Raw genomic sequence first — 21,776 nt, forward strand, 5'->3', positions numbered from 1 at the left:
GCGTTCGTCCTGAGCCAGGATCAAACTCTCCAATAAAGTTGAGTTGATTCTAAACTTCAAAACAGTTTTGCTTGGCTAGTGTTTCATTCACTAAACGTTAATTGTTCAGTTTTCAAAGAGCATCTTGTCCAAAAGCGACTTTTATATTATAAAACAACTAATATTATAAAGTCAAGCATTTTTATTTCTCGTTTATGTGAGAAGCAGTAAGCTTGTTTCGGACAAGAAATAATCTATCATGTTTAGGTGTGTTAAGTCAATACTTTTTCAAAAAATTATTTAAAGTACTCTTCTTCCACTTTACGACGCCGAATATACTTAGATAATTCGTTTGGTTTAGCAATTCGGGCATACATGCGAAAAAGGATAGAGTACCTCTCTTCCATTGCGCGTTTGACTAAGAAATCAATTCGTTTATCACTAAAGTCCAACAACATTTCTTCTAGTTCACGTTTAAGTAGATACTCTAATTCTTGGCACTCCTTTGCATTAAATAAAAAACCTAGCAAAGATACCGACCTCCCCCGGCCATGTGATGTACGTTTATCTTGTCCATCACAATATTTCCATATTCAACTCTCCTTCACCATTAATTAATTCTGATACCAAATAAAAAAAACACCCAACGAAATCATTAATCGCTGGGTGCCCATACATCTATGTTCGAATTGATATTCATTTTACTTGCTTTTAATAAAATCAACCTGAGTGCCAAAGGTTGCTTTGATAAGAGCCGGCGTAATCACACTCTCGATAACCCCAGCTATCGCCAAAAGGAAGACAATGGTTAGTAGCGCCACCGGAAACTGCTTAATATTAAGCAACCACGCTGCTTTGATTTCTTCTCGAATGGATCGGTCCCATAAGGACGTGATCGAGCGTATTGTCAACGCCCCATATCGTATGCCAATTCCCGCCGCAAATATTACAGCGGGCAGTTCAATGATCCCATGCGGCAGAATCGCTACCGAAAATATTTGCAAGGTATTCAAACCAGCCGCTCCCAATTTATGCAGCATATAGCCTAGCAGAATTCCGTTGGTCACGATCCCGTAAACAGGGAAAATCGCGAATAAGACACCAAATATCATCATGCAAAAGGCTGTAAGCACATTATTAATAAATATCATTCGAAATGCGGTTAAAGAATTGTTGCTTGAACCGATTTTATCGGCGATTTGTTTTATTTGACCTAGCATCTCTCGGGCAATCGCATCTACTTTATCCGCTTGAACAATCCCGATTAAGATACCCGCTAGCATTAAAATACATCCAATATAAAAGTACTTCCGATTATCTAGCCATAGGTTTTTCAGTATCCCTAACATCTTTTTCTCCTCCTCCTAAACCATCTGTGAAGCCGCTTCTATTATTATCATGCTTGCCATGAACCCCATTAAGCAATGGCCACCGCTGACATGTCGTTCTGTTATTATCTTATGATTCTTCCCTTGGTTATACGATTATGTTTAAGAATATCCTTGCCTCCTCTGCATAGAATTGTACAGGGACAAACAGGTATAGGGGGTGAAACAATTGAAATTCATGTATGTGATAAGCGCAAAAAAACTAAAGCAATTATTTGTCATCGTCACAGCCATTTTGTTTGCCGCTGGAATTGCTTATGCTGAACGAGATACTATCGCTGTTATTACGGAAGGTAGCAAAGGAAAGGTCCCCCAGGCTGTCTACAAAGTCGATACAAAGGAAAAGAAAATTGCTTTAACCTTTGACATCAGCTGGGGCGAGACGAGAACCATTCCAATTCTGGACGTTTTAAAAGAAAAAAAGCTGTCCAATGCCACCTTCTTTTTATCCTCGCCGTGGAGCTTACGCCATCCCGACACAATTAAGCGGATCAAGGAAATGGGATATGAGATCGGATCCCACGGTCACAAACATGATAATTACAGCAAATATTCAGATGACGAAATTCGTATCCAAATTGGAAAAGCCCATACGATCCTTACCGAATTAACCGGTAAAAAACCCACCTTGATCCGAATGCCGAACGGGGATTTCGATAAACGCGTTTTGAAAACAGCTGCTGATCTAGGTTATACCGTGATTCAATGGGATACGGATTCAAAGGATTGGATGAATCCTGGTGTAGACCAAATCGTAAACAATGTGGTGAGTAAAGCGCACCCCGGGGATATTATTCTGTTGCATGCGAGTGATTCCTGTAAACAGACCCATCTTGCTTTACCCCAAATCATTGATCAGTTACGCTCTTCCGGATATGAATTCGTCAGCGTCTCTGAACTGATTGCTGGTACTCAAGTCAATTCTCAAGAAATTGATTAATTCTTCATGAATAAAAAGCTGATGCCCGCTTGTGGGAATCAGCTTTGTTTTTTGGTTAATCGATGCAATTGCATGACTTGCCACACATTACAGAATAAAAGGGGAACAATCATAAACTGAATAGAATAAATGTTATCCTGCTTCAATCCAGGTATCCATTCCAAGATCGTCACAACAAACATGAAAAACAGCGTGGGAATAGCTGCCTGAGAATTCGTTTGTTTAACCTTGGCATACATGACGATTAACGAAACAAATAATAAAAGAACAGGTTCCACAAAATAAGGCAAGAAGGTATCTCCTCTTGTTCCGAGTGAATATCGCAAATAAACCATGTCAAAAAAGGCAAACAAAATAAAGAATAGTTGGATACTTTTCCACGCAGATAGGTTCTTTCCAAAAAAACTTAGTCCCAAATAATTAAACGTCATGTACGCGAAAAAGCCCATTTGCGACAACACACTGATGAGTATCCCTAACAAGAGATTCGTCAAGGTTCCCATCAACATATTGTTAATAGTTCCACTAAAAAGTTCATTTCTCCCAACAAGAAATCCAGCCAGCATTCCGCCCAAACCACCTATTCCTAAAGTGGTGTAAAATAGCCAGCCATATTTACGCAAATTCAAGCTTAACCCCCCCATCTAATCGTAATGATTGTACCAACCACGTACAAAAAATACTAGCGTAATCCTTATTCAAAATGAGCATTTTATAAGTAGCAATCGAAAGGAGGAAGCCTCCAATGGGCAAAGTCCGCATCTCCTTCTGGATGACGACTTTATTTGCTTCAATCTTACTCCTCTCTAGCTGCGGTGGCGGTGGTGGCGGAGGAAGCAAAACGCAAAGCAGTTCACAACCTGATTATAAAACCATTAAAACTATGGTTTTAGACATTATGCAGACAGACGAAGCAAAAAAAACCGTAGGCAAAATGATGAAGGATGATACGTTCAAACAAAGTATGGTCATGGATGCCTCTACCGTTCGCACCACTTTGATAAAAAGCATCGCTGATCCCAAAAACCCGCAGATCAAAGAGGCATTTAAGGACCCTAAATTCACCAGCACACTGGCAAAATCAATGAAAGAAGAAAATAAAAATCTGTTGAAAGATCTGATGAAGGATCCAGAGTATCAGAAAATGATGGTTAGTGTCATGAAAGATCCGGAGTTCGAGAAAAATTTAATGGATTTGATGAAGAGTAGTGCTTACCGTCAACAAACGATGCAAGTCATGAAGGACGCAATCAAAAGCCCGCTGTTTCAAGCAGAATTGTTAAAAATCATGACCAAAGCAAATGAAGAAATGATGAAACCAAAGGAAGAGCAAGGAAAAGGCGGGAAGAAAAAAGGCGGAGGTAAAGGCGGTAAAGGTGGAGGCAAAGGTGGCGGTGGTGGCGGTGGCGGCACAAGCTAAAGTGAGCCTGTTAATGGGCTCACTTTTTTGTTCCTCGATTTACTCGACTGTTTTCCATAATTCTCGTGGGTTCAAGCTGTAGGTCCCATCCGCCCTGTGCATGATATGGTTCATAATCAATTCTCGTCGCAGTGTCGCAAAGTCATCATGGAATTGCCGTAGGTACTCACTGATTTCCTTTTCCGAATAAGTTCTGCCATATTCAAGACCGGACACTAATTTCTCCAAAACATAAAGACGTTTTTTCCATTGAGAAGGAATCTGCTTCAGTTTGCCATCCTCTTGGAAGAATGGTGCTGAAATCCGTTCTTTTTCCGTATCTGCCATAGTCTGTTCCTCCTCTTCGGCAGCCTGCTCTCCACGCCAGATATCCCACTCTTCAAGAACAGGCAAATCTGACGGCAAAACCGTTGCCACCAAGCTTTGTGAATATCTACTCAATTCACGCGGGAGCAAAAAGAAAGTAATCGTGTTTTTATCACGTTTCTCTTTCACAATTCCGATTTTTTTTAGTTTTTGTGTATGGTGGGTGATCGTGGCTGGAGTAAGACCCAAACGCTCCGCAAGTTCTGAACCACTCATCGGTTTTCTCGCAAGGAGTGACAAGATACGAATCCGAGTGACATCTCCAACTGCTTTATGGAATTCAACTAAGGTCTCAATTTGCAAGTAGGTTCACCTCCTGAAAAGGGAGAAATAACTTTAGATAATTGTCTAATTAGAAATTTATCAAATTGGCTAGCATCTGTCAAATCTTGAGGGCAACAAAAAAGGAGCATTACGCAGATCGTAATGCCCCCATTGAAAATACGATTATTTTGAAGCAACTGTCTACGCTTTTGCGTTTACGCGCTCCGCCAATTCCATGTACAGTTGGCCAATAGCTGAATCCTGTTTATAGATGGAAGGTGAGTAATCCGGTTCGGCAGGATGATTTTCTGGTTGAGCCAACGGAATCTGAGCAAGTAAATCGGTTGACAGCTGTTCAGCCAACTTCGCTCCACCACCACGGCCGAAGACATATTCTTTTGAGCCGTCTTTTGCTTCATACCAAGCCATGTTCTCTACAATCCCGATTACTTCATGTCCTGTTCGAAGTGCCATAGCTCCCGCACGAGCAGCTACGAACGATGCGGTAGCATGAGGAGTCGTTACAATAATCTCCTTGCTTTGTGGAATCATTGTGTGTACGTCAAGCGCTACGTCACCGGTTCCTGGAGGTAAATCCAAGATGAGATAGTCAAGATCACCCCAGTGAACTTCCGAGAAGAAGTTGCGAATCATTTTACCCAACATTGGTCCACGCCAAATGATCGGAGAATTATCTTCAACGAAGAAGCCCATGGAGATTACTTTTACTCCAAACTTCTCGATTGGCAGCAGCATCTCCCCAATTACTGTAGGTCGTTGCTCGATATTCATCATATCCGGTACGCTGAACCCGTAAATATCCGCGTCGATAATCCCGACTTTTTTGCCGAGGCGAGCCAAAGATACAGCCAGGTTAACCGTTACCGTAGATTTACCCACGCCACCTTTACCTGATGTAACAGCGATGAAGGTTGTTTTGGAATCAGGAGCCAGAATCGGATTCAATACCTGGCCCGGAGCACCGTTATGAACTTGTCCTTGGCCACCACGCAATTGAGCGCTAAGCGCTGCTCTTTCTTCGTCAGTCATCGTTCCAAAACGAAGATTCACCTTAGTTGCCCCCAAAGCTTTTAAGGCGTTGACTACATCTTCTTCTATTTTTACTTTCAATGGACAGCCGCTAATCGTAAGAACTACTTCCAGACTAATCTCCTGTCCCTCAATATCAATATTACGAATCATATTTAATTCTACTAGGCTGCGGTTGATCTCTGGATCGTGAACCTCTCGCAGCGCTTCCAATACCTGATTTTGTGTAATCATTCTTTCACCTCAAACAATTATTATCTGCATATTCTTCTCCAATTCGGCTTCATTATAGCACATCGGACGATTGTTTATTGTGACGTTAGTTAGTTCCTTGAATTTTTTCACCCGCATAATGCCGCAAAATTCCTTGATATATGGCGTTGGCCATGGCCTTTTGATACTCAACAGATTCCAACTGCTTCGCCTCCGCTGTATTAGATAAAAAGCCAACCTCGACTAATACAGAAGGACACTCAACCTCACGGATTAAGAACACATTGTCTGTTGTCTTGGGTACGCGATTCGTATTCTCAAGTACCCGCTTGATTTCATCCTGAATGAGGTAAGCCATTTCTCCGCTTTCTTTATATGCCGCTGAATAGAAGGTTTGTGCTCCCGAATATTTAGCGGAAGGAAATGCGTTCAGGTGAATGCTGACCAGAAAATCCGGGGTGTTTTCATTCACGAATTTAACTCTTCCGCGAATATCCTCCGATTTGCGTTTCCGTTGAAGGTGCGCTTCTGGCGATGCCAAATCCTTATCTTCCTCTCGAGTCATAACCACAAACGCTCCAGATTGCTGTAAAAAGTCGCGTAAGTACAAACTGATCGACAAGGTAACGTCCTTCTCTACTATTTTCCCATCCTTGCTGGTCGCTCCTCCATCCATACCACCATGACCTGGATCAATGGCTATAACCGTTCCTGCCAAAGGCATCGTCCAAGTCGACCATGAGGAGTGATCGGGAAGTCGATAGGTAAAAATAACGATGAGCACGAAGAATGCCAATATCCATCCGATCACCTTTCTTGTCACACCAACCGCCCCTTTGTCCCATTTTCCTTTTCATCTTATGGACGAGACGGCCAAAATATGACTGAAACTCTATGGGGAAGCTGATTCTTGGATTAACTGTTGAAGGCGGTCTGTTGGATGTAGGGTAGGTATATGCTTTTTAAATATGGCTTCTTGGTAGACCTTATGTTTTTCTTCCTCTAACTGCTTCGGAATCTGCAAAACGCGCTCATTATCTCCAGCCAAATGCAAGGCTTCTGCGTACAACTCGTAATTGTCCACTAATCTTGGTTGCAGTAAGATTAACTGCTCCGCCATTTCAACTGCTCGCCTATCAGTCATCAATTGAAGCGAGCTATATACATATGGAGGATAAAAACGCAGGTCTTCGTGATCTTCTTTTATTCCCCCACCTAAATAATACAGACTCTTTTGCCAATCTTCGGGCTTTTGGGTTCGTTTAGCCTTCTCAAGAAATGCCCGCCCGAGCAACAGCGCCCGATCTTTTGACGGAATACACCATTCAGGCAGTTGTTCATATTTCAGAACCGTTCGGACATTTCCTTCAGCCAATGCAGCTTCACCTTTTACCACAAGACCTTCACGGTACCCTGCAATAACTCCACTTACTATCATGAACGTGCCAATGAACATCACAACACCTCGGGAAATAACCAAATCTCCCTCTCCACCCGTCTGTAAAACCACTCTTCTGACAACCAAATAAAACAAAACCGCACAGAATAAGGCTGGAAAAGAGAGAATAAAATCGAGTGTTGAATACACAACAACCGCAATCGTAGACAGCCAGATGGACTGCATATCTGTTGGAACCTGCTTGTTCGAGCATTTGCGAATGATTGAATAATCGCGGATCATAACCCAGATGAATACACCCCACGCAAGTAGAGCAAGAATCCCGCCTTCCAGCCATAGTTGCAGTACATGATTATGGATATGTCGTACAGAATAGAGGGCCGTCTGATATTGATACTGAAGTTTATCCCAACCCTCTGCCCCAACGCCTAACAACGGATGATCCAGAGCAATTCTAAGTGCGTCCCAATCATAGGTCAGACGAATTCTAAGAGAAGATGTTTGTGTCAGTTCTTGCCATAACTCCTCCAAGAAAAATCGTACACTCACTATAAGTAAGCTAAGTGCAGCTAAGATTCCATAGCAGATACGCCTTACAACTCGCGTGCTTTCCTGACCGGATAAGATCCAGGTTTGCCATATTACACTGACTAGAGTTATTCCCCACGCGATTCTTGCACCCGTCGCTAAAAGGGAAGCAAGAAAGAAGATGAACAAGGCAATCGATACCCAGCGTTTCTTCTGATCTTCGGAGAAAAGTTGAGGAAAAGTAAAAATAATCGCCATCATACACAGGGCAGCCACAAGATTGGCATAGTCAAAAACAGATTCAAGTAATCCATCCGAACGAATCAGCCAACCTAATAGGAGAAGGGCACAGACGTTCCACAGATACACCCGGTACCATTTCATCACATCATCAAAGCTTTTGACCACTTGAACGCCAGAAATAACAAAAGCACAGACCAGTATCAATTTTATTAGTGAGATCAGGCTAGCATTGGTCGGGTATATGATTAGCGACAAACCGTATCCCAATAGAAACAACCCTAGAATACTCCCCTCAACTTTCGGAACATAAATGGAAGCTTTTATTCGCGCGAGATAGAAAAACAAGATTCCCAGAAGCGCTAAATAGAAGCAAGACTCCCACCCCCAAAACAAGCCTTGTACCCAGAAACCAAGGCAGCTAAGACCTATGTATCCCCAATTCATCAATGTCTATTTCTCCTTTACTCTCTCCAACCGAAATAATACTGGATTCGTGAAGAAAGCTTCCCCAATCAGGAGAAGCCTTCTTTCCTATAGAGAAACGCTTACCTCAATTTCATCTGGTTCATTCTTTATTGCGTCATTCCATACGTCTATATCATCTAACAGTTTTTTCCACGTATAGTCATCCTCCCTAATTTTTATGTGAATGTCTTGGGGCAGGAAGGAATACTGGAGGTCATACCATTTCTGCTGATGATTTCGGGATAAATCTTTCCACTTGTAGCGTAGCGCAATCCCTTTAGAACTCTTGTTTTTCTTTCCGATGAGATAATAGTGGTCATTTTTATTACTTTCAGCAGCATGAACTGAAAGAAAAACTTTATCCCCTTGTACAAAATAGTTGTCTGCATCTTTATCCAAGACAATGATTTTTCCAGTTGCGATATCGTATCTTTGTAAGGGTAACCTCGACCTACCGTTTGGTCCGATGAAGTAAATGACGTTATCCGAAATTTGCAGATGTTGAGCAGCCCGCCGATCCTTCGTAGAATAAATAGTCTTTTCCTGATTACTTCCTAGATCATACAGAACAACCTTACTGAGATTATTTTCAGCCTGATTCCAGACAATTCGCTTCCCATCGAATGCCAGTTCATCTATATCCTTGTCCTCCCGTGACCACTTTGCAATCGTTAGCGGTTTTTCACCCATTCGCTGTAGTTTAATTTGCAAGTGTTCTTCGTCATCATCTTCCTCTATCCAGACGAATGTATCATTATGAACTGCAAATGATTGCATATATTTAACGTTTGATACTGGATAATCTACTTGATCATTCTTAGGATCATAACAGCCAATCCAATCTTTATGATCTTCTATCCAGTATATTTTACCTGAATCCTCCAAAAGACCATTGCCGAAGAAGCCGTAATTATCTAGAGATTGGACTAATTTTGCTACTCCCTGTCCAAAATCAATTCGATATAAGCCATACGTGTTCGAATATGGATTGTCATTTTCATCATCAGTGGCAGATTCGTCTCTTTTAATTGCATAGCCAAGTGCATACAAATCCTTGCCAACAAATTTGGCGGAAAACCATTTTCCTGGCACTAGATACGTACGAGAATCAGTTAGTTTCTTATACTTGAGTTCTGAAGACCACCCATCTTCGGACCATGCCAAATATTCAGGTGAGGAGACAATAAAACTGGCTCCATACGATAAATGGCCATGAATTCCGGCAACATATTTAGAATTGATGAATTCCGGCTGGTATTTCTTTAAGGATTCAGCGTTAAAATTACTGGACAATTGATGATAATTGATCAAATAGACTTGAAGCTTGGAATCATCTTCGGAGGCAATAGCTATTTTGCCGTTAAATACTTCAGCAGATCGAAATGCAGACCATAACTCCTGAGTAAGCTCAGGGGATACCTCGTGTAAAGGAAGTACGGAAACGTGCTTATCCTCGAAGGAATAGGTTGCTAGACCTTCTTTTTCCAACCAGTATGTGTACGTATCATCCATACCGAGTAGTTCTGTTTTTTTAGGTTGGTCTGTAAGCTTGTAGTATCCTGGATTTGTTTGAGGATCCGATAGATAAATATTTTTCGCCTTTTCCCAGCCTAGATATTTATCAGTAGAAGCCCAGTCTTTAACTCTTCCATATTCATAATCATGAATTTTAAAAGATCGGAGGTACTCTTTACGGTTTTGCTGATCAAATTTGTAAAATGAATCAAGCGTAGCGCCAAAAGAAGCATTTGAGCTTAATTCTTTTGATTCTACATTGTATTTGTATGTAGTTTTTACCCCGTTACAAATTTCCTCCCACGTAATATAGGGATAGGTTATCTGCAGATTTCTAAGGGTCATTTCGTTATAATCTTTAATGACTTTCTTCTTTCCATCCATTTTATAAAACAAGCGGAAATGATCGAAATCTGTATTCAGAGATTCTACCCATACCTGAATTCCATCTTGTTCTACCTTTTCAATTTCGTATCCGCGAAAATCTTCAATCTGCTCTACACTTGAGCCATCGAAATGAAAAATTTCGGTATCTTTGTCTTTGTTTTCAAAAGTCCAGAGCAAACCATCCCTACCGAAATAGCGAATCTGAATGTCCTTTCCCTGCCCATTCCAGATCGATGAGATCGCCTGATCATTCTGGAGTTGCTTGATCTTTTTGGTCTTCGCAAATACAGGTGAACCCGTCATCATGATGAGAGTAATAATACAGAATAGCATGAAGCACCGACGAAAAATCCTCCTCAAACTGAACCCCCCATTGTCTCTTTCTATCAATCTCTTTTTAACCACATAATACCATAACTGTATATTTCGACAATATCTAACAGACTACAGGATAAAATAAAAAACCCCTGCCTCCCAAAGGAGACAAGGGTTTGATAAACAAAATTAACGTTTGGAGAACTGTGGAGCGCGACGAGCAGCTTTAAGACCGTATTTTTTACGTTCTTTCATACGTGGGTCACGAGTTAAGAAACCAGCACGTTTCAAAGCGCCACGAAGTTCTGGATCAGCTTTCAAAAGGGCACGTGCTACACCGTGACGGATTGCACCAGCTTGACCTGTAGTACCGCCACCAGCAACGTTAACCAATACATCGTAACGACCAAGAGTTTCAGTCAAAACGAGTGGTTGTTTTACGATCAATTTCAAAGTATCTAAACCAAAGTAGTTATCCATTTCACGCTTGTTGATCACAATGCGACCTTCACCTGGAACCAAGCGAACGCGTGCTACGGAGTGTTTACGACGACCTGTACCGTAGTATTGTACTTGTGCCACGAGTCATTTCCTCCCTTTTAATTAACCACGAATTTGCCAAGCTTCTGGCTTTTGTGCTTCATGTGGATGTTCAGTACCAGCGTATACTTTCAGCTTCGTGAACATTTGACGTCCCAAGCTGTTTTTAGGCAACATACCTTTAACTGCTAGTTCGAACATACGATCTGGGCGCTTATTCAACATATCACCAGCAGTAGTTGCTTTCAAACCACCTGGATACAGGGAGTGAGTGTAGTAGATTTTGTCGGTAAGCTTTTTACCAGTCAATTTGATCTTGTCAGCGTTGATTACGATTACGAAATCACCAGTGTCAACGTGTGGAGTATATTCAGGCTTTAATTTACCGCGCAGAATGGAAGCTACTTCGCTTGCAAGACGACCAAGAGTTTGGCCTTCAGCATCAACGATGTACCATTTACGCTCAACTTGAAGCGGTTTCGCCATATATGTGGTACGCATTTTTGTCCCTCCTAAATAATTGCCCGTTACATTTAGTCAAAGGAGAGTTGCAACGGTAATCAACCTCTCCAGGTGTGTCAAATAAAAAGCACTACATTTTTGTTTCAAATCGTTCCTTTTATCTTTCAATCCCGGGGCTAGAGTGGGGCTAGCGGGTATGAAAAATACCAAGAAATATCGTACTATAAATTACAGCCATAGTCAAGAGACTACAAAAAAATGAATTCAGTAAAATACTTCCCACATGGTTAAGCCTTTGGCTGGAGCGGTCAAACCGGCCATTTCACGATTACAAGCTGCCAGAATGCTCGGAATTGTATCCGGATCACGTCTTCCTTGGCCCACCTCTATCAGCGTGCCTGCAATGATTCTCACCATGTTATAGAGAAACCCATTCCCTCGGCAAATGATCCAGACCAGATTCTGATCACGTTCCACACGCACATCAAAAATCGTCCGAATCTTGTCCTCCACATGAGTCTTCGCAGAGCAAAAAGAAGTGAAGTCATGTTCCCCAATCAAATGGGATGCTGCCCGCTGCATTCTCTCACAATCCAACAGCATTCGTATATGTTCGGCATAGCGATGTCGAAACAGATCAGGTACTGTTCCGTTATCAATACAATAGCGGTATTCTTTAGCTTTGACATCAAACCGCGAATGGAACTCCTGTTCTACTTCCTCTACCGATTGAATGATGATTGCATCTGGCAATTGATTGTTTAAGATAAAACGCCATTTATCTATCGGAATGGTACTCTCTGTATCAAAGTGAAAGACTTGGCCCCTAGCATGCACGCCCGCGTCTGTACGACCTGAACCGGCGATCGAAATTGCCTGTCCCGTCACTCGCTGCAGGACCGCCTCTATTTCCCCCTGAATGGTAACCTGATCAGGCTGAATTTGGAATCCGGAGTAGTCTGTCCCATCATAGGCAACCATACACTTTAATCGCTTCATGTCCTTACCCACCCTATCACCACGGTTAAAACTAGACAAAGGAGCAGTAAAACACCGTCGTTTCTGGTAAATCGCAATTGTTTCAAACGAGTACGATGATCCCCTCCATGATATCCACGCGCCTCCATGGCGAGCGCCAATTCCTCCGCACGTCGAAAAGCGCTGATAAACAAGGGAATGATAATCGGCAGCATATTCTTGACTCGCTGCAGGATGTTTCCCGTCTCAAAATCCGCACCCCGAGCCATCTGAGCCTTCATGATCTTTTCCGTCTCTTCCAGCAGTGTAGGGATGAACCGCAAAGCAATAGAAAGCATCAATGCCATTTCATGAACAGGCACACGCAGTTTCTTTAACGGAGCAAATAGTCGTTCTAATCCGTCCGTCAAATCCATGGGAGCAGTCGTTAACGTGAGGATTGAGCTAACCAGTACAAGCAGGGTCAGTCGAATCGACATATAAATCGCCTGTCTTACCCCTTCTTCTTCGATACTGATCCAATGCCATTGAAAATAAACAGTACCGCCTTTGGTCGTAAGCAAATGGATGATAACCGTAAATACGATCAACCACCATACCGGCTTCAACCCGTTAATAATATATTTTCCAGATATTCTCGAAAGACCAATGACTCCAGCAATAAATAAAAGTAATATTCCATAACTGACAGGGTTATTGGCTAAAAAAACGATAAACGCAAACAAGATCGTAAACAGGAGCTTACTGCGGGGATCCAAGCGATGAACGAAGGAGTTCCCAGGTACATACTGACCGATCGCAAAATTCTGCAGGATACTCATCTAAGAGCCTCCTTAGACCCAAGGATCTTCTTCACCAAATAGGCTTCCAGATCTTCTTCCTTGTATAACGTAAGGAGAATCTGCTCAGACGCTGGCAGCCGCTGGTTCAGTTCTTGGATGAGCTGGACCGTTTCCGGCACATCCAGGGATAATTGCCGAAGGGTATCAACCTCTGCAAAAACCTCCTCGGGCTTTCCTTGCATGGCCACTCTCCCATGAGACATCACGATCAAATAGTCCGCGTAACGGGATACTTCCTCCATACTGTGCGTAACCAGCACGGTCGTCATCTCTCGTTCCCGATGAATTCGATAGATTCCCTCCAGGATGGCTTTGCGCCCCGCAGGATCCAATCCAGCAGTTGGCTCATCCAGCACTAATACACTTGGTTGAAGTGCTAATACCCCAGCTATCGCTACTCTTCGCATCTGCCCACCACTCAAGTGAAATGGAGACAAATCCTTCACCTGTTCATAGGATAGCCCAACAATCGACAGAGCTTCTCTCACCCGAGCTTCTACCATCTCGGGAGGCAATTGCTGATTGGCGGGACCAAACCCTACGTCTTTCGCGATGGTTTCCTCAAACAACTGATGCTCGGGATATTGAAAGACCAATCCCACGTTCTTCCGCCACTCATTCGACTTCTTGGTGGTTGCCGTAAGTTCCAGTTCCCCCATTCGAATCGTGCCGGAAGTAGGTTTTAAGAGTCCATTCAGATGTTGGATTAAAGTGGACTTGCCTGAACCGGTTTGCCCGATTATCCCAACAAACGCACCATGTGGAATAGTCAGTGAAACATTGGATAACGCTTCTTTTTCAAAAGGAGTATCCTTCCCATACAGATGGCTTACGTTTTCGAGAGTAATTTGCATAATTCCTGAACCAGCTCCTCTCGATACAGTACCTGTTCGATCTCAACACCCTTACGTAAAAATTGGTGACGCAGCCGTACTGCCAGAGGTACTTCCAACCCTATCTCATGGATACGTTCGACGTCAGAGTAGATCTCTCTCGGTGTTCCATCCAGATATACTTTTCCCGCATTCATGACAATGACCCGATCTGACTCAAGCGTCTCTTCTGGAAAATGGGTAATATGGAGGATCGTAATCCCTTCCTCCCGATTCAACCGATGGGCAAGGGACATGACTTCCTGTTTTCCTTGTGGATCAAGCATCGCTGTCGCCTCATCGAGGATGATCACCGAAGGTCGCATGGCAATAATTCCAGCTATCGCTACACGCTGCTTCTGACCCCCCGACAAATGATGCGGTTGACGTTTAACGTAATCTTCCATGTGAACGGATTTCAAAGACTGCTCAATGATTGCAGGCATTGCCTGGGGGTCAACACCAAGGTTCTCCAACCCAAAGGCCACATCGTCCTCTACGGTCACACCAACTATCTGATTATCTGGATTCTGAAACACCATGCCTACCTCGCGCCTGATTTCCCAAAGAACATTCTCGTCTTCGGTATGGAAGCCTGAAACAACCAGTGTCCCCTCTGTAGGGAGTAACAAGGCATTGATGAGCTTGGCAAAAGTAGATTTACCCGAACCATTGTGCCCGATAATAGAGATAAATGAACCACGGGTCAGATCTAGATTTAACTCGTTGAGAACCAGCCCGCGTTCTGTTCGGTCGTGTTCGTAGCGATAGGAAAGATCTTTTGCAACCACAACTGACTCATGTTTCATGATGCGTTTCACATCCTCGGCTGTATGAAAAAGAAAAAAAGGGCACGAATCAGAATCTGTAAAAAACAGACTCTGCCCTCACCCTTTTCTAGCTACAACGCACTATTAAACTAATTCAAGATACGCCATTGGTGCAGCGTCGCCACGGCGAGGACCAATTTTGAGGATACGAGTGTATCCACCATTACGTTCAGCAAAACGTGGTGCGATATCATCGAACAATTTTTGAACAGCGTCGCGTCCTTCAGCGGTTGCAACTTCTTTACGCACGAAAGCAGCTACTTGACGACGAGCGTGCAAGTCACCGCGTTTAGCTAGCGTAATCATCTTTTCAGCAATCGAACGAACTTCTTTAGCCTTCGTCTCAGTTGTCTCGATGCGTTCGTTGATGATAAGATCCGTTACCAAGTCGCGGAACAGCGCTTTACGAGCCGAGCTTCTACGACCCAATTTACGGTATGCCATTGTGTTACCTCCTTTTTACTGCCAAATCAGCAACAAATGTTATGTCTAACTGCCTTAGTCTTCCAAACGTAAAGAAAGACCCAATTCAGCCAATTTTTCTTGCACTTCTTCCAAGGATTTGCGACCAAGGTTACGGACCTTCATCATATCCTCTTCAGATTTTTGGGTTAACTCTTGAACCGTGTTGATACCAGCACGTTTCAAGCAGTTATAAGAACGAACAGAAAGATCCAGTTCCTCGATTGTCATCTCCAGAACTTTTTCTTTCTTATCTTCTTCTTTTTCTACCATAATCTCAGCATCTTTTGCTTCGTCAGTCAGACCAACAAAAAGGTTAAGATGCTCAGTCATGATTTTAGCACCAAGACTAACGGCTTCTTCCGGTCGGATACTGCCATTCGTCCAAACTTCAAGTGTCAATTTGTCGTAGTTCGTCATTTGACCAACACGAGTGTTTTCTACTTGATAGTTTACGCGCTTGATCGGTGTGTAAATAGAATCAATTGGGATTACACCAATTGGTAGGTCTTCGGATTTGTTACCATCCGCTTGAACATATCCACGGCCACGACCAGCTGTCATGCGAATGTGCAGACGTCCGCCTTCAGACAGTGTTGCGATGTGAAGATCAGGGTTTAAGATCTCAACGTCGCTATCCGCACGAATATCTCCAGCTCTCACTACACCTTCGCCATCGGCATCGATTTCGAGAATCTTCTCTTCATCGGAGTGGATCTTCAAAGCCAATCCTTTGATGTTAAGAATGATTTCGGTAACGTCTTCGACAACGCCAGGAACAGTGGAGAATTCGTGCAAAACACCATCAATTTGAACAGACGTAACGGCAGCACCTGGCAATGAAGACAGGAGAATACGTCTGAGTGAATTGCCAAGGGTTGTTCCGTAACCACGCTCAAGTGGTTCAACGACGAATTTTCCGTACAAATTGTCGTCGTTAACTTCCACAACCTCGATTCTTGGTTTTTCTATTTCTATCATTAAACAAACCCTCCTTCAAAACGTCGAAATTCGAGGGTGGGCTAAATCGAAAGCCCACTCAGGAATTTCCATCGGCGGTTTACCGGTGCGTGCATGTCAAGCCAAAAAAGCAGAATCTACCATTCTAGTATGGACATGTTCTGAACTTTATAAACCCGATTACACGCGGCGACGTTTTGGTGGACGGCAGCCGTTGTGCGGGATTGGTGTAACATCTTTAATCATGTTAACTTCCAAGCCAGCTGCTTGCAAAGAGCGGATTGCTGCTTCACGACCAGCACCTGGTCCTTTAACAAGAACTTCCAAAGAACGCATTCCGTGTTCCATTGCAGTTTTTGCAGCAGTTTCAGCGGCCATTTGCGCTGCAAATGGAGTGCTCTTACGGGAGCCTTTGAAGCCGAGGGCACCTGCGCTGGACCAAGCAATCGCGTTACCGTGTGGATCAGTGATCGTTACGATTGTATTGTTGAACGTAGAACGGATATGTGCTACGCCGACTTCAACATTCTTACGGTCACGACGACGGGTACGTGTAGCTGTCGCTTGCTTTCTTTTAGCCATGTCAGTTTACCCCCTTTACTTCTTCTTGTTAGCAACCGTACGACGTGGACCTTTACGCGTACGTGCATTTGTTTTTGAACGTTGTCCACGAACTGGTAGACCACGACGATGACGGATACCACGGAAGCATCCAATTTCCATTAAACGTTTGATGTTGAGAGAAACTTCACGGCGAAGATCTCCTTCTACTTTTACGTTCTTATCGATGAATTCACGAAGTTTGCTAACTTCGTCTTCAGTCAAATCGCGAACGCGAGTATCAGGATTAATGCCGGATTCAGCCAGAATACGTTGTGACGTGGGGCGACCAATACCAAAAATATAGGTCAATGCAATCTCCACGCGTTTTTCGCGAGGCAAGTCAACGCCTGCAATACGTGCCATGCTGTAAAAGCACCTCCTTGGAATTACCCTTGTTTTTGCTTATGTTTTGGGTTTTCACAAATAACCATTACGTTCCCTCTACGACGAATGACCTTGCATTTTTCGCAAATCGGTTTAACCGACGGTCTCACTTTCATGGTTCTTGCCTCCCTCTTTTAGGGGTTTACTATTTATAGCGGTAGGTTATACGACCGCGGGTTAAATCATACGGTGACAATTCAACAGTTACTTTATCCCCCGGAAGGATACGGATAAAGTGCATGCGAATTTTGCCAGAAACATGTGCCAGTACCTTGTGTCCATTTTCCAATTCAACACGAAACATTGCGTTTGGTAGTGGTTCGATAACAGTACCTTCCACTTCAATTACGTCATCCTTGGCCATCCATAATCTCCTTTCGTATGTTCTTCAGTCAGACCATATAGATCGGTATGCGTCGGAATTTCATCAAACCGTGTTAAGGCTTAGTCAAGATCTCATATCCATCTTCCGTAATCGCAATGGTATGTTCATAGTGTGTGCAATTCTTACCGTCTACTGTAACAACTGTCCAGTTATCAGCCAGTGTACGGACATATCGCTCACCTGCGTTAACCATTGGTTCGATTGCCAAAACCATTCCGGGCTTCAGCCTTGGGCCACGATCGGGTGGTCCATAGTTAGGAATTTGCGGATCTTCATGTAAATCTCGACCAACGCCATGCCCCACATACTCGCGAACGATTGTGAAGCCGGCTGCTTCAGCATGAACCTGAATCGCATGAGAAATATCAGAAAGACGTGCGCCAGGAATGGCTTTTTCCAATCCTTTAAACAAGGACTCCTCTGATACTTGCATCAAGCGTCGATCTTCTTCAGATATGTTGCCGACTGCGTATGTCCAAGCGGAGTCACCATGATAGCCTTCGAATTGTGCACCAATATCGATACTAATGATATCTCCTTCTTGCAAAATACGTTTACCAGGAATCCCGTGGACGAGTTCCTCGTTGACTGAAGCACAGATACTACCTGAGAAGCCATTGTATCCCTTAAAGGAAGGTTTAGCTCCCTTACCACGGATAAAGGTTTCGGCCAATTCATCCAGTTGTTTCGTGGTAACACCAGGTTTAATCGCTTTCGCCAGCTCTTGATGAGTAAGAGCGACGATACGACCTGCTTCGCGCATGATATCAATTTCCGACTTGGATTTTAAGATAATCATGATCGCTTACCCTCTCAGTAAAGAGGCAATTTCGGAGAATACGATATTAATATCTTGATCTCCGTTCACGTTACGAAGCAGCCCCTGTGATGAATAATAATTGACCAACGGCTGTGTTTGCGCAATGTTTACATCGAGACGCTGCGCAACTACTTCGATTTTATCATCTTCCCGTTGATAAAGTTTTCCGCCATCTTTGTCGCAAATCCCTGCCACTTGAGGTGGGTTGAAGATTGTGTGATAGCTGGATCCGCACACTGGACAAATCCAGCGTCCAGTTAAACGCTCAATCAGAATCTCGCGGTCTACATCGATGTTAATCACATGGTCGATTGTGCGTCCCATGTCATTCAATGTAGCAGTCAATGCTTCTGCTTGTGGAACTGTACGTGGAAATCCATCCAATAGGAATCCTTTTTCACAATCTTCTTTGCTCAGGCGCTCGCGAACGATACCGATTACGACTTCATCTGGTACTAAATGCCCTTGGTCCATATAAGACTTCGCTTTTAATCCCAGAGGTGTTTCGTTTTTTACGGCAGCTCGGAACATATCGCCTGTAGAGATGTGCGGGATCTTGAATTCTTCTACGATACGCTCAGCCTGTGTACCTTTACCGGCTCCAGGCAAGCCCATCAAAATGATATTCATCGTCCATCCCCCTCGTCCATTCAGAAGAAAGTGTATCCTTCTTCATTCTAAACAACCAAAGTTACTTTACTTGATGAACCCCTTATAGTGGCGCTTAATCAATTGGCTTTCGATTTGTTTCATTGTATCCAATGTAACCCCGATCAAGATCAGCAAGGAAGTACCCCCAACGTAAACAGATTGAGGAAGACCAGCCATCTTACTGAAGAGAAACGGAAGAACCGATATCGCACATAAGAATAACGCACCAGCCAAAGTAAGGCGGTTCAACGTACGTGTAATGTAGACTTCAGTGTTCTTACCAGGACGGATTCCAGGAATGTAACCACCATTTTTTCTCATATTCTCCGCCATTTGCACAGGATTAATCTGTACGAATGTGTAGAAATAAGTGAATCCAAGAATAAGAATCGCGTAAAGCGTCATTCCTAGTCCAGAGCTAACTTGGAAGTTTTGATAAATCCAGTTAGCAATTCCCTGACCGGATGCATCAGCCCAGAAACTAGCAATCGTAGCTGGGAAGATTACAAGTGAAATCGCAAAGATTACTGGGATAACCCCAGCAGAGTTCACTTTGAGCGGGATGTGAGTGGATTGTCCACCATACATCTTACGTCCAACAACTCGTTTTGCGTACTGCACTGGAATCTTACGAACACCTTGGTGCATATAGATAACACCGACGATAATCGCTACAATCGCTAAGAATATAAGCAATGCTTTAATGATGCTAAAGAAGATTTGACCAGCAGCGTTAACGAAAAGTGTGGAATATACCGTTTCAATCCCTTTTGGAATTGCTGCGATAATACCAGCCAAGATGATAATGGAGATTCCATTACCAATACCTTTTTCAGTTATTTGCTCACCCATCCACATTAAGAAAGCCGTTCCTGCGGTTAAGGTGATTGCAATCAACGCATAACTGCCAAATGATTCATCCGTTACCAATCCAGGATACATCCGATTAAAACCAAATGTTAATCCAACAGCTTGGATCAGACCTAGAATAACTGTTCCATAACGAGTAATTTGAGCGATTTTACGACGACCTACTTCGCCTTCTTTAGCCCATTGTGTAAACTTCGGCACAACATCCATCGACAACAACTGCATGATAATCGATGAAGTAATGTAAGGCATGATTCCCATCGCGAAAACGGAGAACTTTTTCAATGCCCCACCGGCGAAGGTGTCCAAAAAGCCAAGAAGGTTGTTCGTAGAGTGTTGCAACATCCCAATATTAATGTTAGGAACCGGAACAAAGCTTCCAATTCGGAAGACGACAAGCATCAAGAGGGTGAAGATCACCTTCCGACGCAGGTCGCCTATTTTAAAAATGTTAGAGAGGCTCGCTAACATTAGATCACCTCGGTAGTTCCACCGACTTGAGCAATCTTCTCAGCTGCCGCACTAGAGAACTTGTGAGCTTTTACAGTCAGCTTCACAGTAAGTTCACCATTAGCCAATACTTTTACGCCATCACGAAGTGCGCTGATAACACCAGTTTCTTTCAAAAGTTCTGGAGTAACTACAGTGCCTTCTTCGAAACGGTTCAAGGCATCTAAGCTAACAATCGCAAACTCTTTTCGAGAAATGTTTGTGAAACCGCGCTTAGGCAAACGACGATACAGTGGGTTTTGGCCCCCCTCAAATCCTGGACGTACTCCACCACCGGAACGAGCGTTTTGACCTTTGTGACCTTTACCAGCTGTTTTACCAGTTCCGCTACCAATACCGCGACCGATGCGTTTGCGTTCGTGACGGGAACCTTCTGCCGGCTTAAGTTCATGCAATTTCATACGTTGCACCTCCTAACTTACAAAATCTGATTTATGCTTCGATTTCTTTTACGTCAACCAGATGTTTCACTTTGAAAACCATACCGCGGGTAGCGGCATTGTCTTCTTTTACTACAGAAGAGTTAATTTTGCGAAGGCCGAGGGCTTTCACGGTTGCCTGTTGGTCAACTGTGCGACCGATAAGGCTACGCTTTAGGGTAATCTGCAATTGTTTAGCCATTTCCCAATCCCCCTCCTAACCTAATAATTCTTCAACGGTTTTACCACGCAATTTAGCAACTTCATCAGCTGTTTTCAGGCGCTTAAGCCCTTCAAGCGTAGCATTAACCATGTTGATTGGGTTGTTGGATCCCAAAGATTTACTTAATACATCGCCTACACCAGCAAGTTCAAGAACCGCACGAACTGGTCCACCAGCGATTACTCCAGTACCCTCAGAAGCAGGTTTGATCAACACTTTTCCGGCACCAAAGTGGCAAAGCACTTGGTGTGGAACGGTTGTTCCTTTAAGTGGTACGCGGATCAAGTTTTTCTTAGCGTCTTCAATAGCTTTGCGAATAGCGTCTGGAACTTCCTGGGCTTTACCCATACCGGAACCAACGTGACCGTTTTTATCACCAACAACGACTAACGCGCTGAAGCTGAAACGACGACCACCTTTAACCACTTTCGCAACGCGGTTAACGGCAACGACTTTCTCTTCTAGCTCTAATTTGCTAGGGTCGATACGCATT

At 43.4% G+C, this 21,776-nt stretch carries 28 protein-coding genes; 2 read left to right on the forward strand and 26 right to left on the reverse strand.

Annotated features, from left to right (window positions below; all coding sequences use genetic code 11):
* Positions 1-275: 275 nt before the first annotated feature.
* On the reverse strand, positions 276-509 hold the full coding sequence (locus ACQCN2_RS22400; protein ID WP_426931192.1) for a hypothetical protein: 234 nt from the start codon (positions 507-509) through the stop codon (positions 276-278).
* 171 nt (positions 510-680) lie between these two features.
* On the reverse strand, positions 681-1,328 hold the full coding sequence (locus ACQCN2_RS22405; protein ID WP_426931193.1) for a stage II sporulation protein M: 648 nt from the start codon (positions 1,326-1,328) through the stop codon (positions 681-683).
* 208 nt (positions 1,329-1,536) lie between these two features.
* Here ACQCN2_RS22405 and pdaB point away from each other — a divergent pair, with 208 nt between their 5' ends.
* Positions 1,537-2,307 (forward strand): polysaccharide deacetylase family sporulation protein PdaB, encoded by a 771-nt coding sequence (gene pdaB / locus ACQCN2_RS22410; RefSeq protein ID WP_426931194.1) that lies wholly within the window; start codon positions 1,537-1,539, stop codon positions 2,305-2,307.
* 38 nt (positions 2,308-2,345) lie between these two features.
* Here pdaB and ACQCN2_RS22415 read toward each other — a convergent pair whose 3' ends face one another.
* Positions 2,346-2,936, reverse strand: a complete 591-nt coding sequence (locus tag ACQCN2_RS22415) for a KinB-signaling pathway activation protein (RefSeq protein WP_426931195.1) — start codon at positions 2,934-2,936, stop codon at positions 2,346-2,348.
* 116 nt (positions 2,937-3,052) lie between these two features.
* On the opposite strand from ACQCN2_RS22415, the gene gerD reads away from it, so the two are divergent.
* Positions 3,053-3,727, forward strand: a complete 675-nt coding sequence (gene gerD, locus ACQCN2_RS22420; RefSeq protein ID WP_426931196.1) for a spore germination lipoprotein GerD — start codon at positions 3,053-3,055, stop codon at positions 3,725-3,727.
* Between the two features lie 39 nt (positions 3,728-3,766).
* Here gerD and ACQCN2_RS22425 read toward each other — a convergent pair whose 3' ends face one another.
* The 23 genes from ACQCN2_RS22425 to rpsE form a co-directional block, all read right to left on the reverse strand.
* Positions 3,767-4,396, reverse strand: a complete 630-nt coding sequence (locus tag ACQCN2_RS22425) for a DUF2087 domain-containing protein (RefSeq protein ID WP_426931197.1) — start codon at positions 4,394-4,396, stop codon at positions 3,767-3,769.
* A gap of 162 nt (positions 4,397-4,558) precedes the next feature.
* Positions 4,559-5,641 carry an Mrp/NBP35 family ATP-binding protein gene (locus ACQCN2_RS22430; RefSeq protein ID WP_426931198.1) on the reverse strand — a complete coding sequence of 361 codons (1,083 nt, stop codon included), beginning with the start codon at positions 5,639-5,641 and terminating at the stop codon, positions 4,559-4,561.
* 85 nt (positions 5,642-5,726) lie between these two features.
* Positions 5,727-6,443 (reverse strand): N-acetylmuramoyl-L-alanine amidase CwlD, encoded by a 717-nt coding sequence (gene cwlD, locus ACQCN2_RS22435; RefSeq protein WP_426931199.1) that lies wholly within the window; start codon positions 6,441-6,443, stop codon positions 5,727-5,729.
* Positions 6,444-6,512: 69 nt separating this feature from the next.
* Entirely contained in the window at positions 6,513-8,234 is a 1,722-nt protein-coding gene (locus ACQCN2_RS22440) for an O-antigen ligase family protein (protein ID WP_426931269.1), read from the reverse strand.
* A gap of 87 nt (positions 8,235-8,321) precedes the next feature.
* Positions 8,322-10,517 carry a hypothetical protein gene (locus tag ACQCN2_RS22445; protein WP_426931200.1) on the reverse strand — a complete coding sequence of 732 codons (2,196 nt, stop codon included), beginning with the start codon at positions 10,515-10,517 and terminating at the stop codon, positions 8,322-8,324.
* Between the two features lie 144 nt (positions 10,518-10,661).
* The gene (rpsI, locus tag ACQCN2_RS22450) at positions 10,662-11,054 is read right to left on the reverse strand and encodes a 30S ribosomal protein S9 (protein ID WP_426931201.1); all 393 of its coding nucleotides are present in this window, start codon (positions 11,052-11,054) and stop codon (positions 10,662-10,664) included.
* A 21-nt stretch (positions 11,055-11,075) separates the two neighbouring features.
* Complete coding sequence (gene rplM / locus ACQCN2_RS22455; RefSeq protein WP_426931202.1) at positions 11,076-11,513, reverse strand: 50S ribosomal protein L13; 438 nt, start codon at positions 11,511-11,513, stop codon at positions 11,076-11,078.
* A gap of 225 nt (positions 11,514-11,738) precedes the next feature.
* A complete protein-coding gene (gene truA / locus ACQCN2_RS22460; RefSeq protein WP_426931203.1) occupies positions 11,739-12,473 on the reverse strand; it encodes a tRNA pseudouridine(38-40) synthase TruA in 735 nt (244 codons plus the stop codon).
* Positions 12,470-13,273 (reverse strand): energy-coupling factor transporter transmembrane component T family protein, encoded by an 804-nt coding sequence (locus ACQCN2_RS22465; RefSeq protein ID WP_426931204.1) that lies wholly within the window; start codon positions 13,271-13,273, stop codon positions 12,470-12,472. Before ACQCN2_RS22465 ends, truA begins: the two co-directional genes overlap by 4 nt.
* The gene (locus ACQCN2_RS22470; RefSeq protein ID WP_426931205.1) at positions 13,270-14,148 is read right to left on the reverse strand and encodes an energy-coupling factor transporter ATPase; all 879 of its coding nucleotides are present in this window, start codon (positions 14,146-14,148) and stop codon (positions 13,270-13,272) included. The genes ACQCN2_RS22465 and ACQCN2_RS22470 overlap by 4 nt, the downstream gene beginning before the upstream one ends.
* Positions 14,124-14,975: an energy-coupling factor transporter ATPase gene (locus tag ACQCN2_RS22475; protein ID WP_426931206.1), complete on the reverse strand. Its 852-nt coding sequence runs from the start codon at positions 14,973-14,975 to the stop codon at positions 14,124-14,126. The genes ACQCN2_RS22470 and ACQCN2_RS22475 overlap by 25 nt, the downstream gene beginning before the upstream one ends.
* A 105-nt stretch (positions 14,976-15,080) precedes the next feature.
* Positions 15,081-15,440, reverse strand: a complete 360-nt coding sequence (rplQ, locus tag ACQCN2_RS22480; RefSeq protein WP_426931207.1) for a 50S ribosomal protein L17 — start codon at positions 15,438-15,440, stop codon at positions 15,081-15,083.
* Positions 15,441-15,494: 54 nt separating this feature from the next.
* Positions 15,495-16,439: a DNA-directed RNA polymerase subunit alpha gene (locus ACQCN2_RS22485; RefSeq protein ID WP_426931208.1), complete on the reverse strand. Its 945-nt coding sequence runs from the start codon at positions 16,437-16,439 to the stop codon at positions 15,495-15,497.
* A 159-nt stretch (positions 16,440-16,598) separates the two neighbouring features.
* Complete coding sequence (gene rpsK, locus ACQCN2_RS22490) at positions 16,599-17,000, reverse strand: 30S ribosomal protein S11 (protein WP_426931209.1); 402 nt, start codon at positions 16,998-17,000, stop codon at positions 16,599-16,601.
* A 15-nt stretch (positions 17,001-17,015) separates the two neighbouring features.
* Positions 17,016-17,384, reverse strand: coding sequence for a 30S ribosomal protein S13 (gene rpsM, locus ACQCN2_RS22495; protein WP_426931210.1), 369 nt, complete (start codon positions 17,382-17,384; stop codon positions 17,016-17,018).
* Positions 17,385-17,407: 23 nt separating this feature from the next.
* A complete protein-coding gene (gene rpmJ / locus ACQCN2_RS22500) occupies positions 17,408-17,521 on the reverse strand; it encodes a 50S ribosomal protein L36 (protein ID WP_122906754.1) in 114 nt (37 codons plus the stop codon).
* Between the two features lie 29 nt (positions 17,522-17,550).
* Positions 17,551-17,769: a translation initiation factor IF-1 gene (gene infA / locus ACQCN2_RS22505; RefSeq protein ID WP_003333772.1), complete on the reverse strand. Its 219-nt coding sequence runs from the start codon at positions 17,767-17,769 to the stop codon at positions 17,551-17,553.
* Between the two features lie 73 nt (positions 17,770-17,842).
* Entirely contained in the window at positions 17,843-18,589 is a 747-nt protein-coding gene (map, locus tag ACQCN2_RS22510; RefSeq protein WP_426931211.1) for a type I methionyl aminopeptidase, read from the reverse strand.
* Positions 18,590-18,595: 6 nt separating this feature from the next.
* Positions 18,596-19,240, reverse strand: coding sequence for an adenylate kinase (locus ACQCN2_RS22515; RefSeq protein WP_426931212.1), 645 nt, complete (start codon positions 19,238-19,240; stop codon positions 18,596-18,598).
* A 66-nt stretch (positions 19,241-19,306) separates the two neighbouring features.
* Positions 19,307-20,602 (reverse strand): preprotein translocase subunit SecY, encoded by a 1,296-nt coding sequence (gene secY, locus ACQCN2_RS22520; protein ID WP_426931213.1) that lies wholly within the window; start codon positions 20,600-20,602, stop codon positions 19,307-19,309.
* A complete protein-coding gene (gene rplO / locus ACQCN2_RS22525) occupies positions 20,602-21,042 on the reverse strand; it encodes a 50S ribosomal protein L15 (RefSeq protein WP_426931214.1) in 441 nt (146 codons plus the stop codon). Before rplO ends, secY begins: the two co-directional genes overlap by 1 nt.
* Before the next feature lie 31 nt (positions 21,043-21,073).
* On the reverse strand, positions 21,074-21,262 hold the full coding sequence (gene rpmD, locus ACQCN2_RS22530; RefSeq protein WP_426931215.1) for a 50S ribosomal protein L30: 189 nt from the start codon (positions 21,260-21,262) through the stop codon (positions 21,074-21,076).
* A 15-nt stretch (positions 21,263-21,277) separates the two neighbouring features.
* On the reverse strand, positions 21,278-21,775 hold the full coding sequence (gene rpsE / locus ACQCN2_RS22535; protein WP_426931216.1) for a 30S ribosomal protein S5: 498 nt from the start codon (positions 21,773-21,775) through the stop codon (positions 21,278-21,280).
* Position 21,776 lies beyond the last annotated feature (1 nt).

The organism is Brevibacillus ginsengisoli (genome assembly GCF_050113715.1).
Classification (GTDB): Bacteria; Bacillota; Bacilli; order Brevibacillales; family Brevibacillaceae; genus Brevibacillus_H; species Brevibacillus_H ginsengisoli.